Below are 24137 nucleotides of genomic sequence, written 5' to 3'. Positions count from 1 at the left end.
TGGCGAGGCCGAGAAATTGCCAATCTCCCCCCGTGAGGGGGAGATGTCCGGCAGGACAGAGGGGGGCGACGCAGAACGCGGCCTCTCATATAATTCTCTTCAGCACACGGCGGCCCCATGACCATTGCCGCGCTCAACCCCAGCCCAGCCCCTGCCATCCTGCCCGGCAGCGGCGGCATACGCGGCGCGCTCTCCGACCTCTTCTGGCGCAGGCCGCAACTGCTCCTTCTGCTTATGCTGCTGCCGCCGGTCCTGTGGCTCGGCATCGTCTATATCGGCTCGTTGTTCGCTCTTTTGGCGCAGAGCTTTTTCTCGATCGACGAGTTCTCCGGCCTCATCAATCGTGAGTTCACGTTGAAGACCTATGGCGACCTGTTGCAGGCCGCCAATCTCGACATCATCCTGCGCACGGTGACGATGGCGGCCCTGGTGACCCTGGCCTCGGCCGTCGTCGCTTTCCCCATCGCCTACTACGCGGCGCGCTATGCGCGCGGCCGCTGGAAGGCGCTGTTCTATCTCGGCGTCATGCTGCCGCTGTGGTCGAGCTACCTGGTCAAGATCTACGCCTGGAAACTGATCCTGGCCAAGGAAGGCATTCTCACCTGGCTGCTCGCCAAGCTGAACCTGTTGTGGCTGCTTGACGCCTGGCTGTCGCTGCCGGTCGTCGGCGGCAACTCGCTGTCGGTGTCGTTCACCGGCACCTTTATCGTTTTCGTCTATGTCTGGCTGCCCTTCATGATCCTGCCGGTGCAGGCAGCCCTCGAGCGCGTGCCCGGCAATCTGGTCGAAGCCTCTTCCGACCTTGGCGCGTCGCCCGGCCAGACTTTTCGCAATGTGCTGTTCCCGCTGGCGCTGCCCGGCATCGTCGCCGGCTCGATCTTCACCTTTTCGCTGACATTGGGCGACTACATCATCCCGCAGATCATCGGCACGTCGCGCCTGTTCATCGGCCAGGCCGTTTATTCGCAGCAAGGCACGGCCGGCAACATCCCGCTCGCCGCCGCCTTCACGGTCGTGCCCATCGTCATCATGGGCTTCTATCTCTGGGGCGCCAAGCGCATGGGGGCCTTCGATGCGCTCTGACCGTGCCCAATCGGCTCCGCTTGGCCTGAAGATCGCCGCCGCTTGCGGGTTGCTGTTCCTGCATCTGCCGATCCTGCTGATCTTCGTCTATGCCTTCACGACGGAGGAGAAGAGCTTCGTCTGGCCGCCGCCGGGGCTCACCACGCAGTGGTTCGCCGTCACCTGGAACCGGCCGGACGTGTGGCAAGCGCTGTCGCTCTCGGTGCGCGTCGCCGCCATCTCGACGGCCATCGCGCTGGTTCTCGGCACGCTGTGCGCCGCCGCGGTGTCACGGACGAAATTCTTCGGCCGTGAAACCATTTCGCTGCTGGTCATCCTGCCGATCGCGCTGCCCGGCATCATCACCGGCATTGCGCTGCGTTCGGCTTTCGCGCTGGCCGACATTCCGTTCTCGTTCTGGACAATCGTGCTCGGCCACGCCACCTTCTGCGTGGTTGTCGTCTACAACAATGCCGTTGCCCGCTTCCGCCGCACCTCGGGCTCGATGATCGAGGCCTCGATGGATCTCGGCGCGGATGGTTTCCAGACCTTCCGGCATATCGTGTTGCCCAACATCGCCACGGCGCTGCTTGCCGGCGGCATGCTGGCCTTCGCGCTGTCGTTCGACGAGGTCATCGTCACCACCTTCACCGCCGGCCAGCAGCAGACGATGCCGATCTGGATGCTTGAAGAACTGATCCGCCCGCGCCAGCGCCCGGTCACCAATGTCGTGGCGATGGTGGTGGTGCTGGTGACGCTGCTGCCGATCCTCGCCGCCTACTACCTGACCCGCGACGGCGACCAGATCGCCGGCAGCGGGAAATGAAAACAGCGAATAGGGAATAGCGGGTAGCACTATTCGCATTCGCTCCTCTTCAAGGAGAAACCAATGGACACCCAGATGCTGATCGGCTCGAAGTTCGAGAAAGGCACCGAGACCGAGGAGTCGGTCCTCAATCCGAAGACCGGGGCGACCATTCTCAATCTCCCCGAGGCGAGCCCGGCGCAGATCGAGGCGGCGGTGGCGGCTGCCGGGAAGGCGTTCACGGCTTGGTCGCGTACCACGCCCGCGCAGCGCTCGGGCTATCTCCTTAAGATCGCCGACCGCATAGAGGCCGAAGCCAGGGAATTCGCGGCGCTCGAGGCGCTGAACTGCGGCAAGCCGATCAATGCCGTGCTCAATGATGAAATCCCGGCGATCGTCGACTGCTACCGTTTCTTCGCCGGCGCCGTCCGCTCCATGCCAGGCCAGGTAGCCGGCGAATACCTGCCGGGCCACACCTCGATGGTCCGGCGCGATCCGATCGGCATCGTCGCTTCCATCGCGCCGTGGAATTACCCGTTGATGATGATGGCCTGGAAGCTGGCGCCGGCGATCGGCGGCGGCAATACGGTCGTCTTCAAACCGTCGGAACAGACGCCGCTGACGGCGCTGAAACTGGCGAAGATCCTGGCCGAAATCCTGCCCGAAGGGGTCGTCAATGTCGTGCTCGGACGCGGCGACAGCGTCGGCAATACGCTGATCAACCATCCCAAGGTCAACATGATCTCGATCACCGGCGATGTCGCCACCGGCAAGAAGGTGCTGCAGGCGGCCGCCAAGTCGGTCAAGCGCACGCATCTGGAACTCGGCGGCAAGGCCCCGGTCATCGTCTTCGATGATGCCGACCTCGGCGCCGTGGTCAACGGCCTGCGCGCTTTCGGCTACTACAATGCCGGCCAGGACTGCACCGCCGCCTGCCGCATCTATGCCGGCAAGAAGGTCTACGACAAGCTCGTCGCCGATCTCTCCTCGGCCGTGTCGACCATCAAGTACAATCTGCCGGACGATGCCGAGAACGAGATCGGCCCGCTGATCTCGCGCCGCCAACGCGACCGTGTCTCGAGCTTCGTCGAGCGCGCCTCGGAATTGAAGCACATCGAGATCACCACCGGCGGCAAGCCGGGCGAGGGCACCGGCTTCTACTACCAGCCGACCGTCGTCGCCGGTGCCTTGCAGGAGGACGAGATCGTGCGCCGCGAAGTGTTTGGTCCGGTCGTCTCGGTGACCCGCTTCTCGGATGTCGACGAGGCGGTGAACTGGGCCAATGACAGCGATTATGGCCTGGCATCGTCGGTGTGGACCAGGGACGTCTCGCGCGCCATGGCGACCGCCGCTCGCCTGCAATATGGCTGCACCTGGATCAACACCCACTTCATGCTGACCAACGAGATGCCGCATGGCGGGCTGAAGCAGTCCGGTTACGGCAAGGACATGTCGCTCTACGCGCTGGAGGATTATACCGCCGTGCGCCATGTGATGGTGGCGCACGGGTAATCTGTCTCCTTCCGGCAAAGGCAGATCTTATATGGCTGTGGCCGGCGCCGGCGACCCCGCTTGAGAGGGTCGTCAGCGCCATTCCACTTCGCGATTGCGCTGCATTTGACAGGCACGGCCGCCGAACGGCATCAGCGGCGAGACCCCGGCACTACGCGGCCGTCCGGCCCGGCATCGCCGATGTCGCAGGCTTGATGTTCAGGTTGACCCGGAAGACATTGGATGGGTCGTAGGTTCGCTTAACCTGGCTCAGCCGCTCGTAATTTCCGCCATAGCTCGCCTGCAAGCGCGCGTCTCCTTCATCGTCCATCATGAAGTTCACGTAGCCGCCCTCGCCATTATGGGGATGGACGCTCGCCCAGTAATTCCGTGCCCACGCGGTCAGGTCGGCGGCTTTGCCCGGATCGGGGTCGATGGCGGCGATGACCATCGACCAGCTTGCGTCACGCGCGTTCCAGGCGGTCTCGTCCTTGCCGACGCGGCGGACGGCGCCGTCAATCGGGTATAGATGCATAAGCGACAATTCGCTGGGCGCCTGGGCGGCCTGGGCGATATGGGTCGCGATCGCTTCGTCGGGAAGCGACTTGACGAAATCGCCCTTCCAGTACCATTGCAGGCCTTTCGGAAGGAGCGGGTCGAATAGCGACTGCATCGCCGGGAACGGCATTACGCCCATCCAGTTGAACATTGGCGGCGGCAAGGTGTCCAGCAGCGGCGCCATGGCCTTGCGCCCGTCCTCCTCCGTGCCGTTGTAGCACGAGATGATGGCACAGGCGCGCTTGCCCCAATGCTCGCGCGGGAAAGGGTCGCTCGAAGGGACGGATTTGAGGCCGACGAAAGCGCCGAGGTCTTCCGGCGCTTCCGGCAGGTAGTCGCGATAGGTACGCATGACCGCCGACGCGTGCCTGGCGTCCCAGAACACCGGACCGCCGAAGATCATGTTCACCGGATGAGCCTGGAACAGGAAGCTGGTTACCACGCCAAAATTGCCGCCGCCGCCCCGGAGCGCCCAGAACAGGTCGGGATTCTCGCTTTTGCTGGCCTTCGCCATGCTGCCATCGGCCAGCACCAGATCGGCCTCGATCAGATTATCGATGGTGAGACCGTACTTGCGCGTGAGATAGCCCGTTCCTCCACCAAGGGTTAGACCGGCGACGCCCGTGGTCGAAACGATGCCGAACGGAACGGCGAGCGCGAAAGGATGGGTGGCGTGGTCCACGTCGCCCGAAGTGCAGCCGGGCGCGACCCTCACGGCGCGGGTTTTCGGGTCGACATGGACGCCTTTCATCATCGACAGGTCGATGACGAGACCGTTGTCGCAAATCCCCAATCCCGCGCCGTTGTGGCCGCCGCTGCGCACGGCGATGAGGAGGTCGTTTATGCGCGCGAACCTTACAGCGGTGATCACGTCGGCGACATCGACGCAGCGTGCAATCAGCGCCGGACTCTTGTCGATCATGCCGTTGTAGACCTTGCGGGCCTCCTCATAGCCGGCTTCGCCGCGCAGGATCAGCTCTCCGCGCAAGCCTTCACGCAGTTTTGCATAGGTTTCGTCGGTCATCGGTTTCCTCCCTGATCGCGCCCGCGCCATATGGTTTCGACGCGACGATTTATCTTGTTGCTTTGCTTGTGCCGTCCATCCGTCGGGTGCGCAGGATGGTGCAGGAGAGCACATTGCACCGATCCGGCTCCTCGCTGCTTCGCCCGAAAGGGCCAGTGGGGAAATGGCCCGGGAGAGCCATAGCGGGCAGGCGGAAGCCGTCATGGTAGCGAAAGCGCGTCGCGTCGAAAGGGATCGATGCGACGCGCTTCAGGTCCTTGTTCTATGGCGACGTCAGGACGACATGCATTATTCGACGATGCGGAAAATCTGCCATAGGCTGGTGCCCGACACGACGTAAGGCTCGATCTCCTTGCCCCATTTGGCATGCGCGTCGATCTTGCCGATCCTGGCGAAGAACTCTTCCAACTGGGCCAGGCTTTCGACCTGGTGGTGAGATTCGACCGTCGCCTCCCGCGCGCCGATCGAACCCGTCATGATCTGGAACTTCAGGTCGGCGACGCCGACCTGCGAACCGATCTCGGATTCCCATTTCCGCAAGAGGTCGAGCACGGTCTGCTTGTGTCCGAACCTGGCGTCGATCTGCCATCTGGCGCTGAACATGTTTTCCTCCTCCGAAGATGCGGCTGATGCCGCTTACTCGTCCCAGGCCTGCACGACGGTCTGCCGTGCAATCCGCCCGCCCTTGAGTTCCAGCATCGCCGCACAGAACACCTTGGTCCCGTCCGGGTAGGCGCAGGCTTGGGTGAAGGCGAGATTGTCGCCATCGGCAATGGTGGTATCGACCTTGTGGGTCATTGCCCGGCTGCAGATGTCGTCCCAGAATGTGCTGATCGCCGCTCGGCCGCGGATCTCGCGCGGCTTGCTCGGCGGATTATTGCGGTCGACGACCCGCAACACCGCATCGTCGGCGTAAAAGCTCGACAGCATCTGTCCATCGCGCCCTTCGATGGCTTTCTTGATTGCCGCGCCGTCAACGGTCTGTGTCTTGGTCAGCATTTCGTCCTCCATGCGCCCGTCTTCCCGATCGGGCGGTTGATGAGCAAAGTGCTGCCCGGCGGTCATCGCCGTGCAGCGATAGTGTCACTGCGACTTGGCCTTCACGGCCGCGAACACGTCGTCGGTCTGCTTCTTGAAGGCTGTGAGGTCGACCTGGCTGCCGTTGAGCATCGTCGACCAGTGGCGAACGATCGCCGCCATTGCCACCGCTTCCTTGATCTCCTCGTCGGTCGCGCCGTTGAGCTTGGCGGCCTCGGTGTGGAAGTAGACGCAGTACTGGCAAGGAATCTGCGAGGCGACGGCAAGCCCCATGAGTTCCTTGGTCTTGCCATCGAGTGCGGTCTTGGGGTTGAGCTGCATCGACTTTATCTCGGCCCAGGCACCGGCGACCGCCACGTCAGGCAAAGTCCTGAACATGTCCGGTACGGAGCCGAGCGTGGCCGCTATGTCCTTGTATGCTGCCGTCGCCGAGGCATCCTCGGCCCGCGCCGGAGCCAGGGCCAGCAAGGCGCCGACGCCGGCCGCGATGACGAGCAATCTGGTCTTGCGACTTGATTTCACCATTTCATCCTCCCTTCGCAGTACCGTCACGGCGATATCGCCTGGCCTGCATGGGAAGAATTGATAATCCCCGACGCCATCGGCCGCTTCGCCCGAAAGCGCCATGGCCTTTATGGCCCGTGCGGGCCAGGGTTGCGTGCCGAAAACGCGGCCGCCGCCGCCCGCGACGGCAGGTCGAGCTTGAGCAATATGTTGGCGACGTGACGCTTGACCGTATGCTCGCTGAGGTTGAGCTCGGCGGCGATCGCGGCATTGCTTTTGCCGTCGGCGATCAGGCTCACCACCTCGCTTTCGCGCGCCGTCAGCGCGGCCGGTTCGGCAGGCCTGGGCTTGGATCGGCAGGCGGGTTCCAGATGCTGCTCGGACGTCGCAAGAACAAACGCCAACGGCTCGTCCAACTCGTCGAGCGCAATGCGTCCGCCATCGATGAAGTGTAGGCCGGAGCCGGTCGCCAGGTCGGAAACCAGCCGCGACGCCAGGATCTCGCCGCGGCTGGCATGGGCCGCAAGTTGTATGGTCACGCGTGCAGTCAAGCCGACCGGCGGTCCGCGCATCTCGATCTCGCCGACATGCACGCCCTGTGCACTGGCCACACCGATCTCCTGCGCCGCTTCGCGCAATGCCGCCGCGCAGCGTATGGCGCGCGCCGGACCGTCGAAGCGCGAGATCATCAGCTCGCCATGCGTGCCTGCGACACGTCCGCCATGGCGCCCCACCAGCAATCGCCAGGTCTCCTGGAATCGCTGGCTGCGCTCGCTCCACATGCGGTCGCCGAGGCGCGCCGTATCGTAGATACGCGTCACCAGCAATGCGGCGAGCACGCGCTCGCTGTCGGCCACGGCCGGCTCGCCGGTCAGGAATTCCTCGATCAGGTCGGCGACCCGGTCGACATCACCGGTCCACACCGGGTGGTCGCGCCCGGGGATTTCGACAAGCCGGGCGTTCGGGATTTTCCGGGCGAGAAAGCGGCTGGCATCGGGATCGACGCGCGCGTCGTTGCGGCGGTGGATCAGCAGCGTCGGCGCGCTGATCGCCGAGAGTATGCCGCGCACGTCTATGCCGGCATTCATGCGCGCCAGCGCCGCCGCCGCCGTTGGACTTGCCGACAGCCGCTCGAACCGCGACCACCAGGCGGCAAAGTGACTGTCTTCGACGCGGCCGGGCGCAAAATGCGGCAAGGTGGCGCCTGTGCCCCAGGCGGTTTCCGTCGTCGCGATGAATGCGTCCAGCCGTTCCGGCGGCATCACCCATCGGTGGAAATGGGCATAGCCGCCATAGAGCGCCAGGGCGCGCGTCCGCTCCGGATACGTGGCGGCGAACAGCATGGCCATCGGAGCGCCTTCCGAGGCGCCGAGCAGGGCCGCGCGGCCGCTGCCGGCCGCGTCCATCACCGCACGCACGTCGTCCATGCGCGTTTCGAGGCTGGGGAGATGGTTGGCATCGACGCGGTCGGACAGACCGGTGCCGCGCTTGTCGAACAGGATCAGCCTTGAGAAGGCGGAAAGCCGTTTCAGCAGCCTGCTATAGCCTTCATCCTCCCAATGCAGGTCGAGATTGGAGATGAAGCCCGGCACGAAGACGAGATCGAACGCGCCTTGGCCGACCACCTGATAGGCGATCCGCACATCGCCGCTACGGGCGTATCGGGTCTCGATCGGCCTCACGAGTTGTTCCGCCCGGCCTGGCGATTTCGGATCGCTGACCATAGCAGAGCTGCGTCGCGTGCGGCAGCTTAAACTTTAGCGGAAGGAAATATAAGCGGACGCGAACCAATGGCTATTTTTGCGAGACGGCTACGTCGCCTGGGGGAAGCTTGAGCCCGAGCTTCAGATCGGCCTCGGCGGGCGAGACCGGCCGCTTGATCCTGGTCGAGGCAGCCACGACGAGTTCATCGAAGCCGTCGCCGCCGCTGTCCAGCATCTCGAAGAACTGACGCCGCATCCTCGGCTCCCAGAATTTGTTGATATGCTCGGCCACCCCGGCCACGCCTTCTTCGCGCGGCCTGGAGTGGAAAAAGGCCGCGATCTGGTTGGCCATCCGCACCAGCTTCTCGCTGGTGCTCATGATGTGGTCTTCGTCATGCGACATGTTTGGCAACTCCGCGAACCACCCGGTCCGGATGGGTGAAAATATCGAAATCGTCGCCGCGAACCAAGGCCACCAGCGTCATGCCGGCCTGTTCGGCGGTGCGGACGGCGAGCGCGGTCGGCGCAGAGACGGCAATGATGAAGGGCGAGCCGATCGTCGCCGTCTTCTGCACCATCTCGACGGAGACGCGCGACGTCACCACTACCGCGCCGGTCGCGCCGTCGATGCCGGCCTTGGCCAATGCACCGGCCAGCTTGTCCAGTGCGTTGTGACGGCCGACATCCTCGCGCGCAATGACGGTGCCCTTGCCGGGGATATAGAAGCCGGCGGCGTGCACCGCGCCCGTCTCGCTGTGCAGCGGCTGCATCCTGGAGAGAAGCTTGACGGAACGGACGATGTCGCCGGCATCAAGCGTAAGTTTAGACGCACCAACCGCATCGACCGAGCGCATCGCTTCCTCGATGGATTCGATGCCGCAGAGCCCGCAGCCAACCGGTCCGGCGAGCCTGCGCCGCCGCGTCTCGAACCGCGTGTTGGCCTGGTCCTTCAGTCGAATCTGGATGTCGATGCCGGCGCCGAGATCCTCGACCTCGATCGCCTCGATTTCGTCGGGTGAAGCGATGATGCCTTCGGTCAGCGAGAAACCGAGTGCGAAATCCTTCAAATCGGCCGGGCTCGCCATCATCACCGCGTGCGTCGTGCCGGCAAAGGAGAACGCCACCGGCGTTTCTTCCGGCACCATGCGGCGGGCCGCTGCCGTGCCGCTGGCGCGATGGGCTAGGCGGGAGGTCTGGGAAATGGCGGCACGCTTCACGCAGCACCGCCTGTCCTGCTGGATATTTCGTCGAGAAAGCAAAGGGATTTGCCAGCCTTAAACGGCATTTGCTCTCGGAGGGCTTCCCCCACTCCGTCGCTGCTACGCAGCGCCACCTCTCCCCCCTTCGGAGGGAGAGGAAGGAAGCCAGCTGACGCACGCTCGCGCCTTTCCTCTCCCCCGTCGATCGGGGGAGAGGTGTCGAGCGAAGCTCGACGGAGTGGGGGTCGACCTGCCGTCAAGATTTTGTCTCTATACTACTCCGCCGCTTCCAGCGGGGCGATGCGGCGGCTGTTGCGCGCCTGCTCGTCATAGTTGCGTTGCCATTCCGATGGTCCGTTGGAGGCACCGACCTGCACCGCCGTCACCTTATATTCCGGACAGTTGGTCGCCCAGTCCGAAAAATCCGTGGTGATGACGTTGGCCTGCGTGTCGGGATGGTGGAAGGTCGTATAGACCACGCCCGGTGACACCCTGTCGGTGATCTGCGCGCGCAGCGTCGTCTCGCCGGAGCGGCTGGTCAGCCGCACCCAGTCGCCGTCGCGCAGGCCACGGTTCTCGGCGTCGTGCGGATGGATCTCCAGCCGGTCCTCGGAGTGCCACATGATATTGTCGGTGCGCCGCGTTTGCGCGCCGACATTGTACTGCGACAGGATCCGGCCGGTGGTCAAAAGCAGCGGGAAGCGCGGCCCGGTTCGCTCGTCCGTCGCCACATATTCGGTGCGGATGAACTTGCCCTTGCCGCGCACAAAGCCGTCGACATGCATGACCGGGGTGCCGAGAGGGGCCTTCTCATTGCAGGGCCACTGCACCGATCCGAGGCGGTCGAGCAACTCGAAGGAGACGCCGGAGAAGCTCGGCGTCGTCTTGGCGATTTCGTCCATGATCTCGGACGGATGCGCATAGTTCCAGTCCAGCCCGACGGAACGGGCAAGCTCCTGCGTCGCTTCCCAATCGGCGTAACGCGCCTTCGGTTCCAGCACCTTGCGCACCATGTTGATGCGGCGCTCGGCATTGGTGAAGGTGCCGTCCTTCTCAAGGAAGGTCGAGCCCGGCAGGAACACATGCGCGTAGTTCGCCGTCTCGTTGAGGAAAAGGTCGTGCACGACCACGCATTCCATCGCGGCCAGTCCGGCGGCGACATGCTTGGTGTCGGGATCGGACTGCAGGATGTCCTCGCCCTGGATGTAGATGCCCTTGAAGGAGCCGTCGACGGCGGCATCCAGCATGTTGGGGATACGCAGGCCGGGTTCGTCGTCCAGCTTCACGCCCCACAGGCTTTCATAGATGTCGCGCACCGCGTCGCCCGAGACATGGCGATAGCCTGGCAGTTCGTGCGGGAAGGAGCCCATGTCGCACGAGCCCTGCACGTTGTTCTGGCCGCGCAGCGGGTTCACGCCGACGCCCGGGCGACCGATATTGCCGGTGGCCATAGCGAGATTGGCAATCGCCATCACCGTGGTCGAGCCCTGGCTGTGCTCGGTGACGCCGAGGCCGTAGTAGATCGCCCCGTTGCCGCCCTTGGCGTAGAGACGCGCAGCACCGCGGATCAGTTCGGGATCGACGCCGGACAGCTTGCCGACGGTTTCGGGGCTGTTCTCCGGCAGGGCGACGAAGGACGCCCAGTCCTGGAATTCCGTCCAGTCACAGCGCTCGCGGATGAAGGCCTCGTCGAACAGGCCTTCGGTGACGATGACATGTGCCAGCGCCGTCAGCACGGCGACATTGGTGCCGGGCTTCAGCGGCAGGTGGTAGTCGGCTTCGATATGCGCCGACTTGACCATCTCGGTGCGGCGCGGGTCGAGCACGATCAGCTTGGCGCCCTGGCGCAGCCGCTTCTTCAGCCGCGAGGCGAAAACCGGGTGTGCGGAAGCCGGATTGGCGCCGATGATGACGGCGACGTCGGTGAATTCGACGGAATCGAAATCCTGCGTGCCGGCCGAGGTGCCGTAGGTCTGGCCGAGCCCGTAGCCGGTCGGCGAATGGCAGACGCGCGCGCAGGTATCGACATTGTTGTTGCGGAAGCCTTGGCGCACCAGCTTCTGGACCAGATAGGTCTCCTCATTGGTGCAGCGCGACGAGGTGATACCGCCGATCGCCGTGCGTCCATATTGGTACTGGATGCGGCGGAACTCCTTGGCCGTGTGGGCGATCGCCTCCTCCCAACTCACTTCGCGCCAGGGATCGCTCACCTTCTCGCGGATCATCGGCGACAGGATGCGGTCCTTGTGGGTGGCATAGCCATAGGCGAAGCGGCCCTTCACGCAGGAATGGCCGTGATTGGCCTTGCCCTCCTTGTAGGGCATCATGCGGATGACCTCGTCGTCCTTCACTTCGGCCTTGAACGAGCAGCCGACGCCGCAATAGGCGCAGGTAGTGACGGCCGAGCGTTCCGGCAGGCCCTTAGCGAGCACTGTCTTCTCGCGCAGTGCATCGGTCGGGCAGGCCTGCACGCAGGCGCCGCAGGACACGCATTCGGAAGCGATGAAATCCTCGTGCATGCCGGCGACCATGCGCGATTCGAAGCCGCGGCCCTCGATCGTCAGCGCAAACGTGCCCTGCACCTCTTCGCAGGCCCGCACGCAACGCGAACAGACGATGCATTGCGCCGGATCATAGGTGAAATACGGATTGGATTCGTCACGCGCGATGTAGTCGACGGCCAGCGAGCCGTGGCCGGGCGCGACGCCATCCTCCTTGACGTGATTGCGGCCTTCGACGCCGTAGCGGTTCTCGGTCAGGCCAACCGACTTCGCCACCGCGTCGAACTCGCTGGCGCCGGTGCCGGCCTTCTGGTTCCAGCCCACCGGATGGTCGGAGACATAGAGTTCCATGACGCCGCGGCGAATGGCGTCGAGCCGTTCCGACTGCGTGCGCACCACCATGCCTTCGCCGACAGGCGTCGTGCAGGACGCCGGCGTGCCGCCGCGCCCTTCGATCTCGACCAGGCAAACGCGGCAGGAACCGAACGAGTCCAGCATGTCCGTGGCGCATAGCTTCGGGATCTCGACCCCGCTTTCCATCGCGGCGCGCATGATCGACGTGCCTTCCGGCACGCTGATGCTGCGGCCGTCGACGGTCAGCGTGATCCGCTTCTCAGCTTTCGATTGCGGAGTTCCGTAATCGATCTCTTCGATAAGCGTCGGGAAGTCGGCCTTGATGTTCATCTGCCAGCTCCTATTCAGCAGCCACGCGCGCCGGCGCGGGCTTGAAATCCTCGGGGAAATGCGTGATGGAGCTCATCACCGGGTAGGGCGTGAAGCCGCCCAGCGCGCAGAGCGATCCGAACTTCATCGTGTTGCAGAGATCGGTGACCAGGGCGAGGTTCTTCTCCGGCTCGATGCCGGCGGCGAGCCTGTCGATGGTCTCCACCCCGCGCGTCGAGCCGATGCGGCAGGGCGTGCACTTGCCGCAGCTTTCGATGGCGCAGAACTCCATGGCGAAGCGCGCCTGCTTCAGCATGTCGGCGGTGTCGTCGAACACGGTGATGCCGGCATGGCCGATCAGTCCATCGCGCTTGGCGAATTCCTCATAATCGAACGGCGTGTCGAACAAATCGCGCGGAAAATAGGCGCCGAGTGGACCGCCGACCTGCACCGCTTTCACCGGCCGGCCGGTGGCCGTGCCGCCGCCGATATCGTCGACGATTTCGCCCAGTGTCATGCCGAAAGCCGCCTCGAACAGGCCGCCACGCTTGACGTTGCCGGCGATCTGGATCGGGATCGTGCCGCGCGAGCGGCCCATGCCGAAATTCTTGTAGTAGGCGGCGCCCTTGTCCATGATGACGGGCACCGAAGCCAGCGAGATGACGTTGTTGATCACCGTCGGCTTGCCGAAAAGGCCCTGGATTGCCGGCAGCGGCGGCTTGGCGCGCACCACGCCGCGTTTGCCTTCCAGACTGTTCAGAAGCGAGGTCTCCTCGCCGCAGACATAGGCGCCCGCGCCGACGCGGATCTCCATGTCGAAGGCGGTGGCCGAACCGAGCACGCTGACGCCGAGCACGCCGGCCTTGCGGGCGACCTCGACGGCCTTGTTCATGACCGCCACCGCATGCGGATATTCCGAGCGGATGTAGACGAAGCCCTTGGTCGCGCCGGTGGCGATGCCCGCGATCGCCATGCCTTCGATCAGCACGAAGGGATCGCCCTCCATGATCATGCGGTCGGCGAAGGTGGCGCTGTCGCCCTCGTCGGCGTTGCAGACGATGTATTTGCGCTCGGATGTCGTATCGAGCACCGTCTTCCATTTGATGCCGGTCGGGAAGCCGGCGCCGCCGCGGCCGCGCAGGCCGGACTCCGTAACCTGGCTGACGATCTCTGCCGGGGCCATGGCCACCGCGTTCTGCAGGCCCTTCAGCCCGCCAAGCGACTTATAGGCGTCGAGTGACAGCGGGTCGTTGATGCCGCAGCGCGCGAAGGTCAGACGGGTCTGCTTGGCCAGGAACGGGATCTTGTCCGGCGCGCCCAGCCAGCGCTTGTGATGGCCGCCGGTGAGAAAGCCGCTGTCGAACAAGCTCTTGACGTCGGAAGGCTTCACCGGCCCGTAGGCGACGCGGCCGTTTGCTGTGGCGACCTCGACCATAGGCTCTAGGAAATAGGCGCCGCGCGACCCGTTGCGGACGATCTTGGCCTCAACGCCGCGCTCGGCGAGTTCAGCACGAACAGCCTTGGCGACCCTTTCGGCACCGAGCGCCAGCGCGCCGGAATCGCCGGGAATGTAGATGCGCGGGATCATGAGCGCACCTCCGCGACGATCTCTTCGATCTTCTCGTTGTCGAGCCGCCCGATCACCTCGCCATCGAGCATCGCCGAGGGCGAGCAGGCGCACAGTCCCAAGCAATAAACCGGCTCCAGGGTCACCGAACCGTCTTTCGCCGTCTCGTGGAAATCAATGCCGAGCAATTGCTTGATCCTGGCGGCCACCGCATCGGAACCCATCGACTGGCAAGCTTCGGCCTGGCAGAGCTTGAGCACATGCCGGCCTGCCGGGCGGGCGCGGAAATCGTGATAGAAGGTGACGACGCCGTGCACCTCTGCTCTGGAAAGGTTCAGTCCGTCGGCAATGACCGGGAGTGCTGCCTGCGGCACATGGCCGAACTCTTCCTGAATGTTATGGAGGATCGGCAGCAGCGGACCTTCGAGGTCTTTCAGATCCTGGATGATCGCGGCCGTGCGCGATGCGATCTCGGTACTTGCAGGCTGCATCGTCACGCAGCGCCCTCCCTGGTCGGTGGCTTTATCGCTAAGTCTTTACAAAATCAGGAGAAACCCCTGAAATCAATAAAGCGGATCCGTCGCTTGATAGAAATTTTCTATCGAATTCCAGCACCTGCATTTCCTAACCTAGCGGGGGGCGCGGAAATCGTCTGCAAGCGCCATCGCCTCGTCCAGCAGCGCCGAAACCAGCGGCGTGTGCGGTTCGCGCAACGCGGCCACCAGCCCGACCGTGTGGCTGGCGTCCGGCTCGACGATCGGGATAGCCCTGATAGGTTCGGAAAAGCCGAACGTTTCCGTGAGGTTGAGCGGCATGATCGAGGACCATTTGCCCGTGCGGATATGCGAGAACAGCACGATCATCGAATTGGATTCCAGCGTCGGCCGGACCTCGACACCGGCCTCGGCCAGGTGCTGGTCGATGATGCGGCGGTTCTGCATGTCCGGGGTCAGCAGGCAGAGCGGCAGGTGGCTGATCTCGGCCCATGTCACCTTGTCGCGGTCGGAATAGGGGTTTCCGATGGCGGTGATCAGCTGATAGCGCTCATCGTAGAGTGGTACGCTGGTCACTCGTCCGAGCGGTTCGTTGTCGAGATAGGTGATGCCGGCGTCTATATCGAAATTGCCGAGCAGCGACAGCACTTCGATCGAGGTCCGGGACAGTACCGAGAAGGTGACGCCGGGGTGTTTTTCGCGGAATGGCGTCGTCAGCCGCGCCACCATGGCGAGCGCGGTGGGAATGGCGGCGATGCGGATACGTCCCGACAAGCCGTGCCGCGCCGCCCGCATCTCCTCGCGCATGGTTCTGGTATCGCCGACGATGCGGCGCGCCCACACCAGCACCTGCTTGCCCTCCGGGGTCAGGCCCTGGAAGCGCGAGCCGCGCAGGACCAGCATCACGCCCAGCTGACCCTCAAGTTGCTTGATGCCGGCCGACAAGGTGGGCTGGGTGACGCCGCACACTTCGGCAGCCCGCCCGAAATGCTCTTCCTTGGCCAGCGCGATGAAAAATTCCAGCTTGTCGATCATATCTGAAGCTAACCGCCGCCGCCGCACCGCGCCAGAGGGCTGCCGGCCACTGCGATGTCGATCGCCCCAAGCCGATGCTTGATCGCAGAAACCTATCGGTCGACGAGATTGAGGATGTTGCCGTCCGGATCCTTGAACCAGGCGACCTTCATGCCGTGACCGACATGGATGTCGCCTTCCAGTGTCAGGCCGGGCATCTCGTAGTGCTCGAACGCAACGCCTTTCGATTTCAGCCCGCTGACGACGGTGTCGATCTCATCGCCGACCGTCCACGTCACCGCCGTCGCCTTGTTGGTTCCGGCGAACTGAGAGCGATAGACATTGATCGTGGTGTCGCCGCTTTTGTACACGATCAGTTCGCCACCCTCGTCATGCACCTGTTTCAGGCCGAGCGTCCCCTCGTAGAAAGCCTTTGCCTTCGCCGGCTCTTTCACCGCGAGGTTGGCCGTCGCGTTGCTGTTTGCAAGCATGATCGTTTCTCCTTCGCTGCTTGTCGTCCCCGGCGTCTCCTTGGAAATAGGTCGCTCCGGTCGCTTGACGACCCCCGCTTTGCCGGCGGCCAGCCAATTGCGAGCGGTGCCTGCAATTGGCTGCATCCACATCTTTCAGCCGGCTTACTGTTCCCCATGGGCGCATGCGGCGCTATGTGGATGGAACTGGTGCGCCGGGAGGGACGAACATGCTGGGCTGGTTCCGCAAGCTGTTGCCGCGCGAAGATCGCTTCTTCGACCTGTTCGAGCGGCATTCCCGCACGGTGGTCGGCGGCGCGGAGGCCCTGCAGCAGCTCCTCCTAGGCAAGGACATCGAGCATTGGTGCGAAAAGATCGTCGATCTCGAGGACGAAGCCGACCATATCACCGCCGAAGTCCTGCTTGCCGTGCGGCGCTCATTCATCACGCCTTTCGACCGCGGCGATATCAAGGACCTGATCCAGTCGATGGACGACGCCATCGACATGATGCACAAGACCGTCAAGACGGTGCGGCTGTTCGAGAAGAGGGAATTCGATCCGCTGATGCAGGAAATGGGCGCCGTCATTGTCGATGCCGCCAGGCTCGTCGCGGAGGCGATCCCGCTGCTGGCCAAGGTCGGCGCCAACAGTGCGCGCCTGAACGAACTCGCCGAGGAAGTCATGCGTGCCGAAGGCCGAGCCGACGATCTGCATGAGCAGGGCCTGAAGGATCTCTTCAGGCGGCACGGCCGCAGCGATGCGATGGCCTATCTGATCGGCTCGGAGATCTATGGCCAATTGGAGAAGGTGGTCGACCGCTTCGAGGACGTCGCCAACGAGATCAGCGGCATCGTCATCGAGAACGTCTAGGCGATGGAAGTCGCGATCGCCTTTCCCCTGCTGGTCGGCCTCGTCGCCGTCGCGCTGTTCTTCGATTTCCTCAACGGCCTGCACGACGCCGCCAACTCGATCGCCACCATTGTCTCGACCCGGGTGCTGAGACCGCATTACGCGGTGTTCTGGGCGGCCTTCTTCAATTTCATCGCCTTCATGTTCTTTGGCCTTCATGTCGCCGAAACCGTGGGCAAAGGTATCATCGATGCAAGCATCGTCACCCCGGCGGTGATCTTCGCCGCCCTGGTCGGCGCCATCGTCTGGAATATCGTCACCTGGATCGCCGGCATCCCGTCGAGCAGTTCGCATGCGTTGATCGGCGGATTGGTGGGGGCAGGCGTCGCAAAGGCCGGCACGGGTGCCATCGTCTGGGCGGGGCTCGGCAAGACGGTCGCCGCCATCGTCCTGTCGCCGGCGACGGGCTTTGTCCTGGCGCTTCTCCTGATCCTGGTGGTTTCCTGGCTGTTCGTGCGCCAGACGCCGTTTGCCGTCGACAGTACCTTCCGTGTCATGCAGTTCTTTTCCGCCTCCCTCTATTCGCTCGGTCATGGCGGCAACGATGCGCAAAAGACCATGGGCATCATCGCCGTGCTGCTCTATTCCCAAGGCATGCTCGGAACGGATTTCTACGTGCCGCTCTGGGTGGTCCTGACTTGCCAGTCGGCATTGGCGCTGGGCACGCTGTTCGGCGGTTGGCGCATCGTCCACACGATGGGCTCGAAGATCACCAGGCTCAACCCGATGCAGGGATTCTGCGCCGAGACCGGCGGCGCCATCACCCTCTTCGCCGCGACATGGCTCGGTGTTCCGGTTTCGACCACGCACACCATCACCGGCGCCATCATCGGCGTCGGCGCCGCCCGCCGTGTCTCGGCGGTGCGCTGGGGCATAGCCGGCAACATCGTCATCGCATGGGTCGTCACCTTGCCGGCGACGGCGGCGATTTCGGCACTGACCTATCTGGCGGTTCGCCTGGCAGGCTGATGTCGCGGCCTGGCGCTTGGAGCCGCCGGCGATCTGCACTATGTGAGCAGCAGCCGAACGCCAGGGAAGCAACAGCCATGTCCGTCACCAAGGAAACCGTCACCAAGGAAACCGTCATCGAGCGCCTGAAAACGGTCAATGGCCCCGATTTCACCGGCAACATCGTCGACCTCGGCATGGTTTCCGAGATTTTCATCGCCGATTCGAAAGTGTTCTTCTCGATCACCGTTCCGGCCGCCAGGGCGCAGGAGATGGAGCCATTGCGCGCCGCGGCCGAGCGTGTCGTGAAAGCTATTCCAGGTGTCGCTGGCGCCGTCGTCGCCTTGACGGCGGAGAAGAAGGGCGGCGGCATGGAGGCGCCTGTCGCGGCGCACCCGGCGCCACGTCCCGCCCCGCCCGTTGCCGCGCCGCGCCCGGCGCCCCATGCGCCTGCCTCGCACAGCCAGGGCAAGCGCGGCGTGCCCGGCATCGAGGCGATCATCGCGGTTGCGTCCGGCAAGGGCGGTGTCGGCAAGTCGACCACAGCCGTCAATCTGGCCCTCGGCCTCGCCGCCAACGGGCTGAAAGTGGGCGTGCTCGATGCCGACATCTATGGCCCGTCCATGCCAAGGCTGCTCAACATCCGCGGCCGGCCGCAGACCGTCGACGGCAAGATCCTGAAACCGATGCAGAATTACGGTCTCAAGGTGATGTCGATGGGCTTCCTCGTCGACGAGGAAACGCCGATGATCTGGCGCGGGCCGATGGTGATGTCGGCGCTGACGCAGATGCTGCGCGAAGTCGAATGGGGGCCGCTCGACGTGCTCGTCGTCGATATGCCCCCTGGCACCGGTGACGCCCAGCTCACCATGGCCCAGCAGGTGCCGTTGGCCGGCGCGGTCATCGTCTCGACGCCGCAGGATCTGGCCCTGATCGATGCTCGCAAGGGCCTCAACATGTTCAGGAAAGTCGACGTGCCGCTGCTCGGCATCGTCGAGAACATGAGCTATTTCCTCGCCCCCGACACCGGCAAGCGCTACGACATCTTCGGCCATGGCGGCGCACGCCGTGAGGCCGAGCGCCTCGGCGTCACCTTCCTTGGCGAGGTGCCGCTGGAGATGGGCATCCGCGAAAGCTCGGATGAAGGTGCGCCGGTGGTGGCATCGAAGCCCGACAGTGCCGAAGCGAAGATCTATCGCGATATCGCTTCGAAGGTCTGGGACAGGGTCAACGAAGAGCGCGGCGCGGCCGCGGACGCCGTGCCGAGCATCGTCTTCGAGTAATGTCGTCCAGGGGCGCTAACGCTGGATAGACCAGCCTAAGCAGCCCCCACCTTCTCGCCGAAGCTCGAAAAGAACTGTCCCGCCAATTTCTTCGAGGTCGATTCGATCAGCCGACTGCCGAGCTGGGCGATCTTGCCGCCGACTTCGGCCTTGGCAGCGTATTTGAGCACCGTCGCGTCCGCCCCATCCTCGGTCAGCGTCACGTCGGCGCCGCCCTTGGCGAAGCCGGCGATGCCGCCCTTGCCTTCGCCCTGGATCGTGTAGGCATGCGGGGGATTGAGATTTCTCAGCGTCACCTCGCCGTTGAAGGTCGCCTTGATCGGGCCGATCTTCAGCACCACCGTCGCCGCCATCTCGGTCGGCGACTTCATTTCGAGGCTCTGGCAGCCGGGGATGCTTTCTCTCAGCACCGCCGGATCGTTCAGCGCTTCCCAAACTTTCTGGAGGGGTGCGGCGATGCGCTCCTCGCCCTCGATCACCAAAGCCATCAGAACCTCCCGGACGACCAATGTCGGATTGTTGGTAGCGTGCGGCCCGATTGATGTCTATCGCACCAAAGTCCGGATTCAGATCACGCGTGCCCCTTGCCTGCATCCGCGCGTTGTCATATCGATTTGTCATACAAATACGGAGACCATGATGGCTGGCGCCCCCACAGGAAAGAAAAAGTTTCGCTCGCAGGAGTGGTTCGACAACCCCGACAATCCGGGCATGACGGCACTTTATCTGGAGCGCTACCTGAATTACGGGCTGACGCGCGCCGAACTGATGTCGGGCAAGCCGCTGATCGGCATTGCCCAGACCGGTTCCGACCTGTCGCCTTGCAATCGCCACCACATCGAGCTCGCCAAACGCGTGCGCGAAGGCATCGTCTCGATGGGCGGCATTCCTTTCGAATTCCCGTGCCACCCGATCCAGGAGACCGGCAAGCGCCCGACCGCAGCTCTCGACCGCAACCTTGCCTATCTCAGCCTGGTAGAAGTGCTCTATGGCTATCCGCTTGACGGCGTCGTGCTCACCATCGGCTGCGACAAGACGACGCCGGCGCTGTTGATGGCGGCGGCGACCGTCAACATTCCGGCCATAGCGCTGTCGGTCGGTCCGATGCTTAACGGCTGGCACAAGGGCAAGCGCACCGGTTCGGGCACCATCGTCTGGGAATCGCGCCAGCGCCTGTCGGCCGGCGAGATCGGCTACGACGAGTTCATGGACATCGTCGCCTCCTCGGCGCCGTCCACCGGCTACTGCAACACCATGGGCACCGCCACCACCATGAACTCGCTGGCCGAGGCGCTCGGCATGCAGCTGCCGGGCTCGGCCGCGATTCCGGCTCCTTATCGCGAGCGCGGCCAGATCGCCTACGAGACGGGAAAACGCATCGTCGATATGGTGCACGAGGATTTGAAGCCCTCCGACATCATGACGCGCAAGGCCTTCGAGAACGCCATCGTCGTCAATTCGGCGATCGGCGGCTCCACCAACGCGCCGATCCATCTCAACGCCATCGCCCGCCATCTCGGCGTGCCGCTCGACAATGACGACTGGCAGAAGATCGGCCTCGACGTGCCGCTCATCGTCAATCTCCAGCCGACGGGCGAATATCTGGGCGAGGACTACCATCACGCGGGCGGCGTGCCGGCCGTGGTGGCGGAGCTCATGAAAGCCGGGCTGCTGCCGCATCCGGATGCTCTGACCGCCAACGGCAAGACAATGGGCGACAATTGCCGCGATGCCGTCAACGAGAACCGCGAGGTCATCCGCACTGTCGCCGAGCCGCTGAAGGCCAATGCCGGCTTCATCAATCTCAAGGGCAATCTGTTCGATTCGGCAATCATGAAGACCAGCGGCATCTCGCCCGAATTCCGCGAGCGCTATCTCTCCAACCCGAAGGACCCCGAGGCCTTCGAGGGCAATGCCATGGTCTTCGACGGTCCGGAGGATTACCACGCCCGCATCGACGACCCGGCGCAAGGGATCGACGAGCACACCATCCTGTTCATGCGCGGCGCCGGTCCGGTCGGCTATCCCGGCGGCGCCGAGGTCGTCAACATGCAGCCGCCGGCCTATCTCATCAAGAAGGGCATCCACGCGCTGGCCTGCATCGGCGACGGCCGCCAGTCCGGCACGTCAGGCTCGCCCTCCATCCTCAACGCCTCGCCGGAAGCCGCCATCGGCGGGGGGCTTGCGTTGCTCAAGACAGGCGACCGCGTTCGCATCGACCTGAAAAAGGGCACGGCCAACATTCTCGTCACCGATGACGAGATCACCCGCCGCCGCGCCGAGCTGCAGAACAATGGCGGCTACCATTATCCCGAGCACCAGACGCCGTGGCAGGAAATCCAGCGCGGTATGGTCGACCAGTTCTCGGGCGGCATGGTGCTGAAACCGGCGGTGAAATACCAGGACGTCGCTCATACGAAGGGCGTGCCCCGGGACAATCACTGATTATTCCCCGGGACATTCATCGATTGTTTGAAGCGACAATTGACGGATAGCGATCGACGATCGGCGGCCTGATCGGCCGCCGATCGTTTTTTCGTTTCGTGGCCCGCTATGGACCGAGGACATTGCGTCCTTGACAAGCCTGCCCAACAAATCCACCATCCCTGCAAGGGGTTCATCGCGACGACCCCGTGAGGCGTCAGCCCAACGTTCGCGTCCAGGCTTCTCTTTCAGGAGGTGGACGCCATGCCGTCAACAACCGCCGTCACCGTGCCGCAACTGATCCGTATGGTCGGTTTGCCGGGCTCGCCTGCAATCCTCGATATCCGTACCGAGGACGACTACAACGCCGATCCACGTTTGCTGCCGGCGTCGTACCGGCGCGATTTCAAAACCGTCCAGACCTGGGCAGCCGACTTCGCCGGTAGCCGCGTGGCGGTCGTTTGCCAGCAGGGAAAAAAGCTCTCGCAAGGCGTCGCCGCATGGCTGCGCCATGAAGGGATCGCCGCCGAATCGCTCGAAGGCGGCTTCGAAGCCTGGCGGGACGCCCACGGCCTTCTGGTCCGCGCCGACAGGATGCCGCCTCGGGACGACAAGGGCCGCACCGTCTGGGTGACGCGGGCCCGGCCCAAAGTCGATCGCATCGCCTGCCCTTGGCTGATCCGCCGTTTCGTCGATCCCCAAGCGGTCTTCCTGTTCGTCGACGCGGCGGAAGTGCCCGATGTCGCCAATCGTTTTCAGGCCGTTCCTTTCGACATCGACAATGCGTTCTGGAGCCATCGCGGCGAGCGCTGCACCTTCGACACGATGCTCGAGGAGTTCGGGCTCGAATCCGAAGCGCTCGACCGCCTCGCCGTGATCGTGCGCGCAGCCGACACGGCGAGCCTCGACCTGGTTCCGCAGGCAGCGGGATTTCTCGCTGCCTCGCTTGGTTTGTCGCGCATGTTTCGCGATGACCTGCAACAATTGGATGCCGGCATGCTGCTTTACGACGCGTTCTTCCGCTGGTGCCGCGATGCCACCGACGAAACGCACAATTGGCCGGCCGGGGCGAAGGCGTCATGAGCTCCCTCCTTTCCGAGGAAAGTGCTGACCTCATCGAGGCGCCTGCGGTCCCGAGCTTCCGCGAGGCCACGAAACTCTGGGCGAAGATCGGGTTGCTCAGTTTCGGCGGACCGGCCGGGCAGATCGCGCTCATGCACAGGGAATTGGTCGAGGAAAAGCGCTGGATCGGCGAGCAGCGTTTCCTGCATGCGCTGAACTACTGCATGCTGCTGCCTGGCCCCGAGGCCCAGCAACTCGCCATCTACATCGGCTGGCTGCTGCACAAGACGATCGGCGGTCTTGTCGCCGGCATCCTCTTCGTCGTGCCCGGGGCGGTCGTCATGCTGACCTTGAGCATCCTCTATGCGCTCTATGGCGATGCGCCGCTGGTCGACTCGCTGTTTTTCGGGGTGAAGGCGGCGGTGCTGGCGATCGTGGTCGAGGCCGTTATCCGCATCGGCCGGCGCGCCTTGAAGAACCGGGTGATGGCGGCGATCGCGCTTTGCGCCTTTGTCGGCATCTACGTGCTCAACGTCCCCTTTCCGCTCCTCGTCCTGTTTGCAGGACTGGTGGGGTGGGTCGGAAACGGCATCGCGCCGGCCCTGTTTTCTGGCGCCGCGCATGGCAAGGACGAAGCTCCCGACGCCACGGGCGCGGTCGATCTGATGTTCGAGCGCGGCGAACTGGCCCACACCAGGCCGACGCGATGGCACGCGCCGCGCACCATCGCGATCTGGCTGCCGATCTGGCTTGGACCGGTTGTGCTGATCTGGGCGTTCACATCGGCAAACAGCGTCTGGACGCAGATCGGCGGCTTCTTCAGCCTCATGGCGGTCGTCACTTTCGGCGGCGCCTATGCCGTTCTGGCCTATGTCGCGCAAGCGGCCGTCGGTTCTCTTGGCTGGCTTGCGCCAGGCGAAATGGTCGATGGCCTGGGCCTTGCCGAAACCACGCCAGGACCGCTCATCCTGGTCCTGCAGTTCGTCGGCTTCCTTGCAGGCTTGCGCCATTCCGGATCGCCATATCCGTTGTTTGCCGGATCGCTTGGAGCGCTGCTTACGCTGTGGGTTACCTTCACGCCGTGCTTCTTCTGGATATTCCTCGGCGCGCCCTACATCGAGGCGCTGCGCGGCAACAAGGCATTGTCGGCGGCATTGGGCGCGATCACCGCGGCGGTCGTCGGCGTCATCATGAATCTGGCCCTGTGGTTCGCCTTGCACGTCATCTTCCGCGACGTGCGCGCGACGGGGCTCGGAACGGAGATGCCGGTACTGTCCTCGATCGACTGGCGTGCCGCGCTGCTGTCCTGCGCTACCATGATCGCCATCCTCAAGCTGAAAATCGGCATGCTGCCGACGCTTGCCGGATCGGCTTTGGCGGGTGTCTTATTGCTTGCGGCGAGTGGGTAGCTTCGAC

Annotated in this window: 22 protein-coding genes; 9 read left to right on the top strand and 13 right to left on the bottom strand. The window is 64.0% G+C overall.

What is annotated here, in order from left to right:
• The first annotated feature begins 117 nt into the window (after positions 1–117).
• The 3 genes from FJ426_RS01795 (at position 118) to FJ426_RS01785 (ending at position 3379) form a co-directional block, all read left to right on the top strand.
• A complete protein-coding gene (locus tag FJ426_RS01795; protein WP_140497058.1) occupies positions 118–1083 on the top strand; it encodes an ABC transporter permease in 966 nt (321 codons plus the stop codon).
• Positions 1073–1888, top strand: coding sequence for an ABC transporter permease (locus FJ426_RS01790; protein ID WP_140556820.1), 816 nt, complete (start codon positions 1073–1075; stop codon positions 1886–1888). Before FJ426_RS01795 ends, FJ426_RS01790 begins: the two co-directional genes overlap by 11 nt.
• Before the next feature lie 63 nt (positions 1889–1951).
• Positions 1952–3379 (top strand): gamma-aminobutyraldehyde dehydrogenase, encoded by a 1428-nt coding sequence (locus tag FJ426_RS01785; RefSeq protein ID WP_140559726.1) that lies wholly within the window; start codon positions 1952–1954, stop codon positions 3377–3379.
• Positions 3380–3530: 151 nt separating this feature from the next.
• Here the strand turns inward: FJ426_RS01785 and FJ426_RS01780 are convergent, their stop codons facing one another.
• The 12 genes from FJ426_RS01780 to FJ426_RS01725 form a co-directional block, all read right to left on the bottom strand.
• Positions 3531–4940: an FAD-binding oxidoreductase gene (locus tag FJ426_RS01780; protein ID WP_140559725.1), complete on the bottom strand. Its 1410-nt coding sequence runs from the start codon at positions 4938–4940 to the stop codon at positions 3531–3533.
• A gap of 288 nt (positions 4941–5228) precedes the next feature.
• Positions 5229–5543: a hypothetical protein gene (locus FJ426_RS01775; RefSeq protein ID WP_140497050.1), complete on the bottom strand. Its 315-nt coding sequence runs from the start codon at positions 5541–5543 to the stop codon at positions 5229–5231.
• Between the two features lie 33 nt (positions 5544–5576).
• Positions 5577–6005, bottom strand: coding sequence for a nuclear transport factor 2 family protein (locus FJ426_RS01770; RefSeq protein WP_246675460.1), 429 nt, complete (start codon positions 6003–6005; stop codon positions 5577–5579).
• Between the two features lie 18 nt (positions 6006–6023).
• Entirely contained in the window at positions 6024–6503 is a 480-nt protein-coding gene (locus FJ426_RS01765) for a carboxymuconolactone decarboxylase family protein (RefSeq protein ID WP_140559724.1), read from the bottom strand.
• Between the two features lie 107 nt (positions 6504–6610).
• Positions 6611–8164, bottom strand: a complete 1554-nt coding sequence (locus FJ426_RS01760; RefSeq protein ID WP_140556817.1) for an alpha/beta fold hydrolase — start codon at positions 8162–8164, stop codon at positions 6611–6613.
• A 112-nt stretch (positions 8165–8276) separates the two neighbouring features.
• Positions 8277–8588, bottom strand: coding sequence for a formate dehydrogenase subunit delta (locus tag FJ426_RS01755; protein ID WP_140559723.1), 312 nt, complete (start codon positions 8586–8588; stop codon positions 8277–8279).
• Positions 8578–9402, bottom strand: coding sequence for a formate dehydrogenase accessory sulfurtransferase FdhD (gene fdhD, locus FJ426_RS01750; protein WP_140559722.1), 825 nt, complete (start codon positions 9400–9402; stop codon positions 8578–8580). Before fdhD ends, FJ426_RS01755 begins: the two co-directional genes overlap by 11 nt.
• A gap of 257 nt (positions 9403–9659) precedes the next feature.
• Positions 9660–12569 carry a formate dehydrogenase subunit alpha gene (fdhF, locus tag FJ426_RS01745; RefSeq protein ID WP_140559721.1) on the bottom strand — a complete coding sequence of 970 codons (2910 nt, stop codon included), beginning with the start codon at positions 12567–12569 and terminating at the stop codon, positions 9660–9662.
• A 10-nt stretch (positions 12570–12579) separates the two neighbouring features.
• On the bottom strand, positions 12580–14136 hold the full coding sequence (locus FJ426_RS01740) for an NADH-quinone oxidoreductase subunit NuoF (RefSeq protein ID WP_140559720.1): 1557 nt from the start codon (positions 14134–14136) through the stop codon (positions 12580–12582).
• Positions 14133–14612, bottom strand: a complete 480-nt coding sequence (locus FJ426_RS01735; protein WP_140513030.1) for a formate dehydrogenase subunit gamma — start codon at positions 14610–14612, stop codon at positions 14133–14135. Before FJ426_RS01735 ends, FJ426_RS01740 begins: the two co-directional genes overlap by 4 nt.
• A 132-nt stretch (positions 14613–14744) precedes the next feature.
• The gene (locus FJ426_RS01730; protein WP_140556811.1) at positions 14745–15644 is read right to left on the bottom strand and encodes a LysR family transcriptional regulator; all 900 of its coding nucleotides are present in this window, start codon (positions 15642–15644) and stop codon (positions 14745–14747) included.
• Between the two features lie 92 nt (positions 15645–15736).
• Positions 15737–16114 carry a VOC family protein gene (locus FJ426_RS01725; RefSeq protein ID WP_140559719.1) on the bottom strand — a complete coding sequence of 126 codons (378 nt, stop codon included), beginning with the start codon at positions 16112–16114 and terminating at the stop codon, positions 15737–15739.
• 209 nt (positions 16115–16323) lie between these two features.
• Here FJ426_RS01725 and FJ426_RS01720 point away from each other — a divergent pair, with 209 nt between their 5' ends.
• The 3 genes from FJ426_RS01720 to FJ426_RS01710 all read left to right on the top strand — a co-directional run bounded on the left by FJ426_RS01720 (position 16324) and on the right by FJ426_RS01710 (position 19235).
• Positions 16324–16965: a DUF47 domain-containing protein gene (locus FJ426_RS01720; RefSeq protein WP_140497032.1), complete on the top strand. Its 642-nt coding sequence runs from the start codon at positions 16324–16326 to the stop codon at positions 16963–16965.
• 3 nt (positions 16966–16968) lie between these two features.
• Positions 16969–17973, top strand: coding sequence for an inorganic phosphate transporter (locus FJ426_RS01715; RefSeq protein ID WP_140497030.1), 1005 nt, complete (start codon positions 16969–16971; stop codon positions 17971–17973).
• A 77-nt stretch (positions 17974–18050) separates the two neighbouring features.
• Positions 18051–19235, top strand: coding sequence for an Mrp/NBP35 family ATP-binding protein (locus FJ426_RS01710; RefSeq protein WP_140559718.1), 1185 nt, complete (start codon positions 18051–18053; stop codon positions 19233–19235).
• Positions 19236–19270: 35 nt separating this feature from the next.
• On the opposite strand, the gene FJ426_RS01705 is transcribed toward FJ426_RS01710, so the two are convergent.
• Entirely contained in the window at positions 19271–19723 is a 453-nt protein-coding gene (locus FJ426_RS01705; RefSeq protein WP_140497026.1) for a carbon monoxide dehydrogenase subunit G, read from the bottom strand.
• 151 nt (positions 19724–19874) lie between these two features.
• On the opposite strand from FJ426_RS01705, the gene FJ426_RS01700 reads away from it, so the two are divergent.
• The 3 genes from FJ426_RS01700 (at position 19875) to chrA (ending at position 24130) form a co-directional block, all read left to right on the top strand.
• Positions 19875–21680 carry an IlvD/Edd family dehydratase gene (locus FJ426_RS01700; protein ID WP_140497024.1) on the top strand — a complete coding sequence of 602 codons (1806 nt, stop codon included), beginning with the start codon at positions 19875–19877 and terminating at the stop codon, positions 21678–21680.
• Positions 21681–21923: 243 nt separating this feature from the next.
• A complete protein-coding gene (locus FJ426_RS01695; RefSeq protein WP_140559717.1) occupies positions 21924–22742 on the top strand; it encodes a sulfurtransferase/chromate resistance protein in 819 nt (272 codons plus the stop codon).
• Positions 22739–24130 carry a chromate efflux transporter gene (gene chrA, locus FJ426_RS01690; protein ID WP_140824715.1) on the top strand — a complete coding sequence of 464 codons (1392 nt, stop codon included), beginning with the start codon at positions 22739–22741 and terminating at the stop codon, positions 24128–24130. Before FJ426_RS01695 ends, chrA begins: the two co-directional genes overlap by 4 nt.
• The last annotated feature ends 7 nt before the right edge of the window (positions 24131–24137 follow it).

This window comes from Mesorhizobium sp. B2-6-4, from assembly GCF_006441495.1.
In the GTDB taxonomy this organism is placed as follows: domain Bacteria; phylum Pseudomonadota; class Alphaproteobacteria; order Rhizobiales; family Rhizobiaceae; genus Mesorhizobium.
Note: the sequence above shows the minus strand (reverse complement) of the source record. Positions and strands in the feature narration are given on the sequence as shown.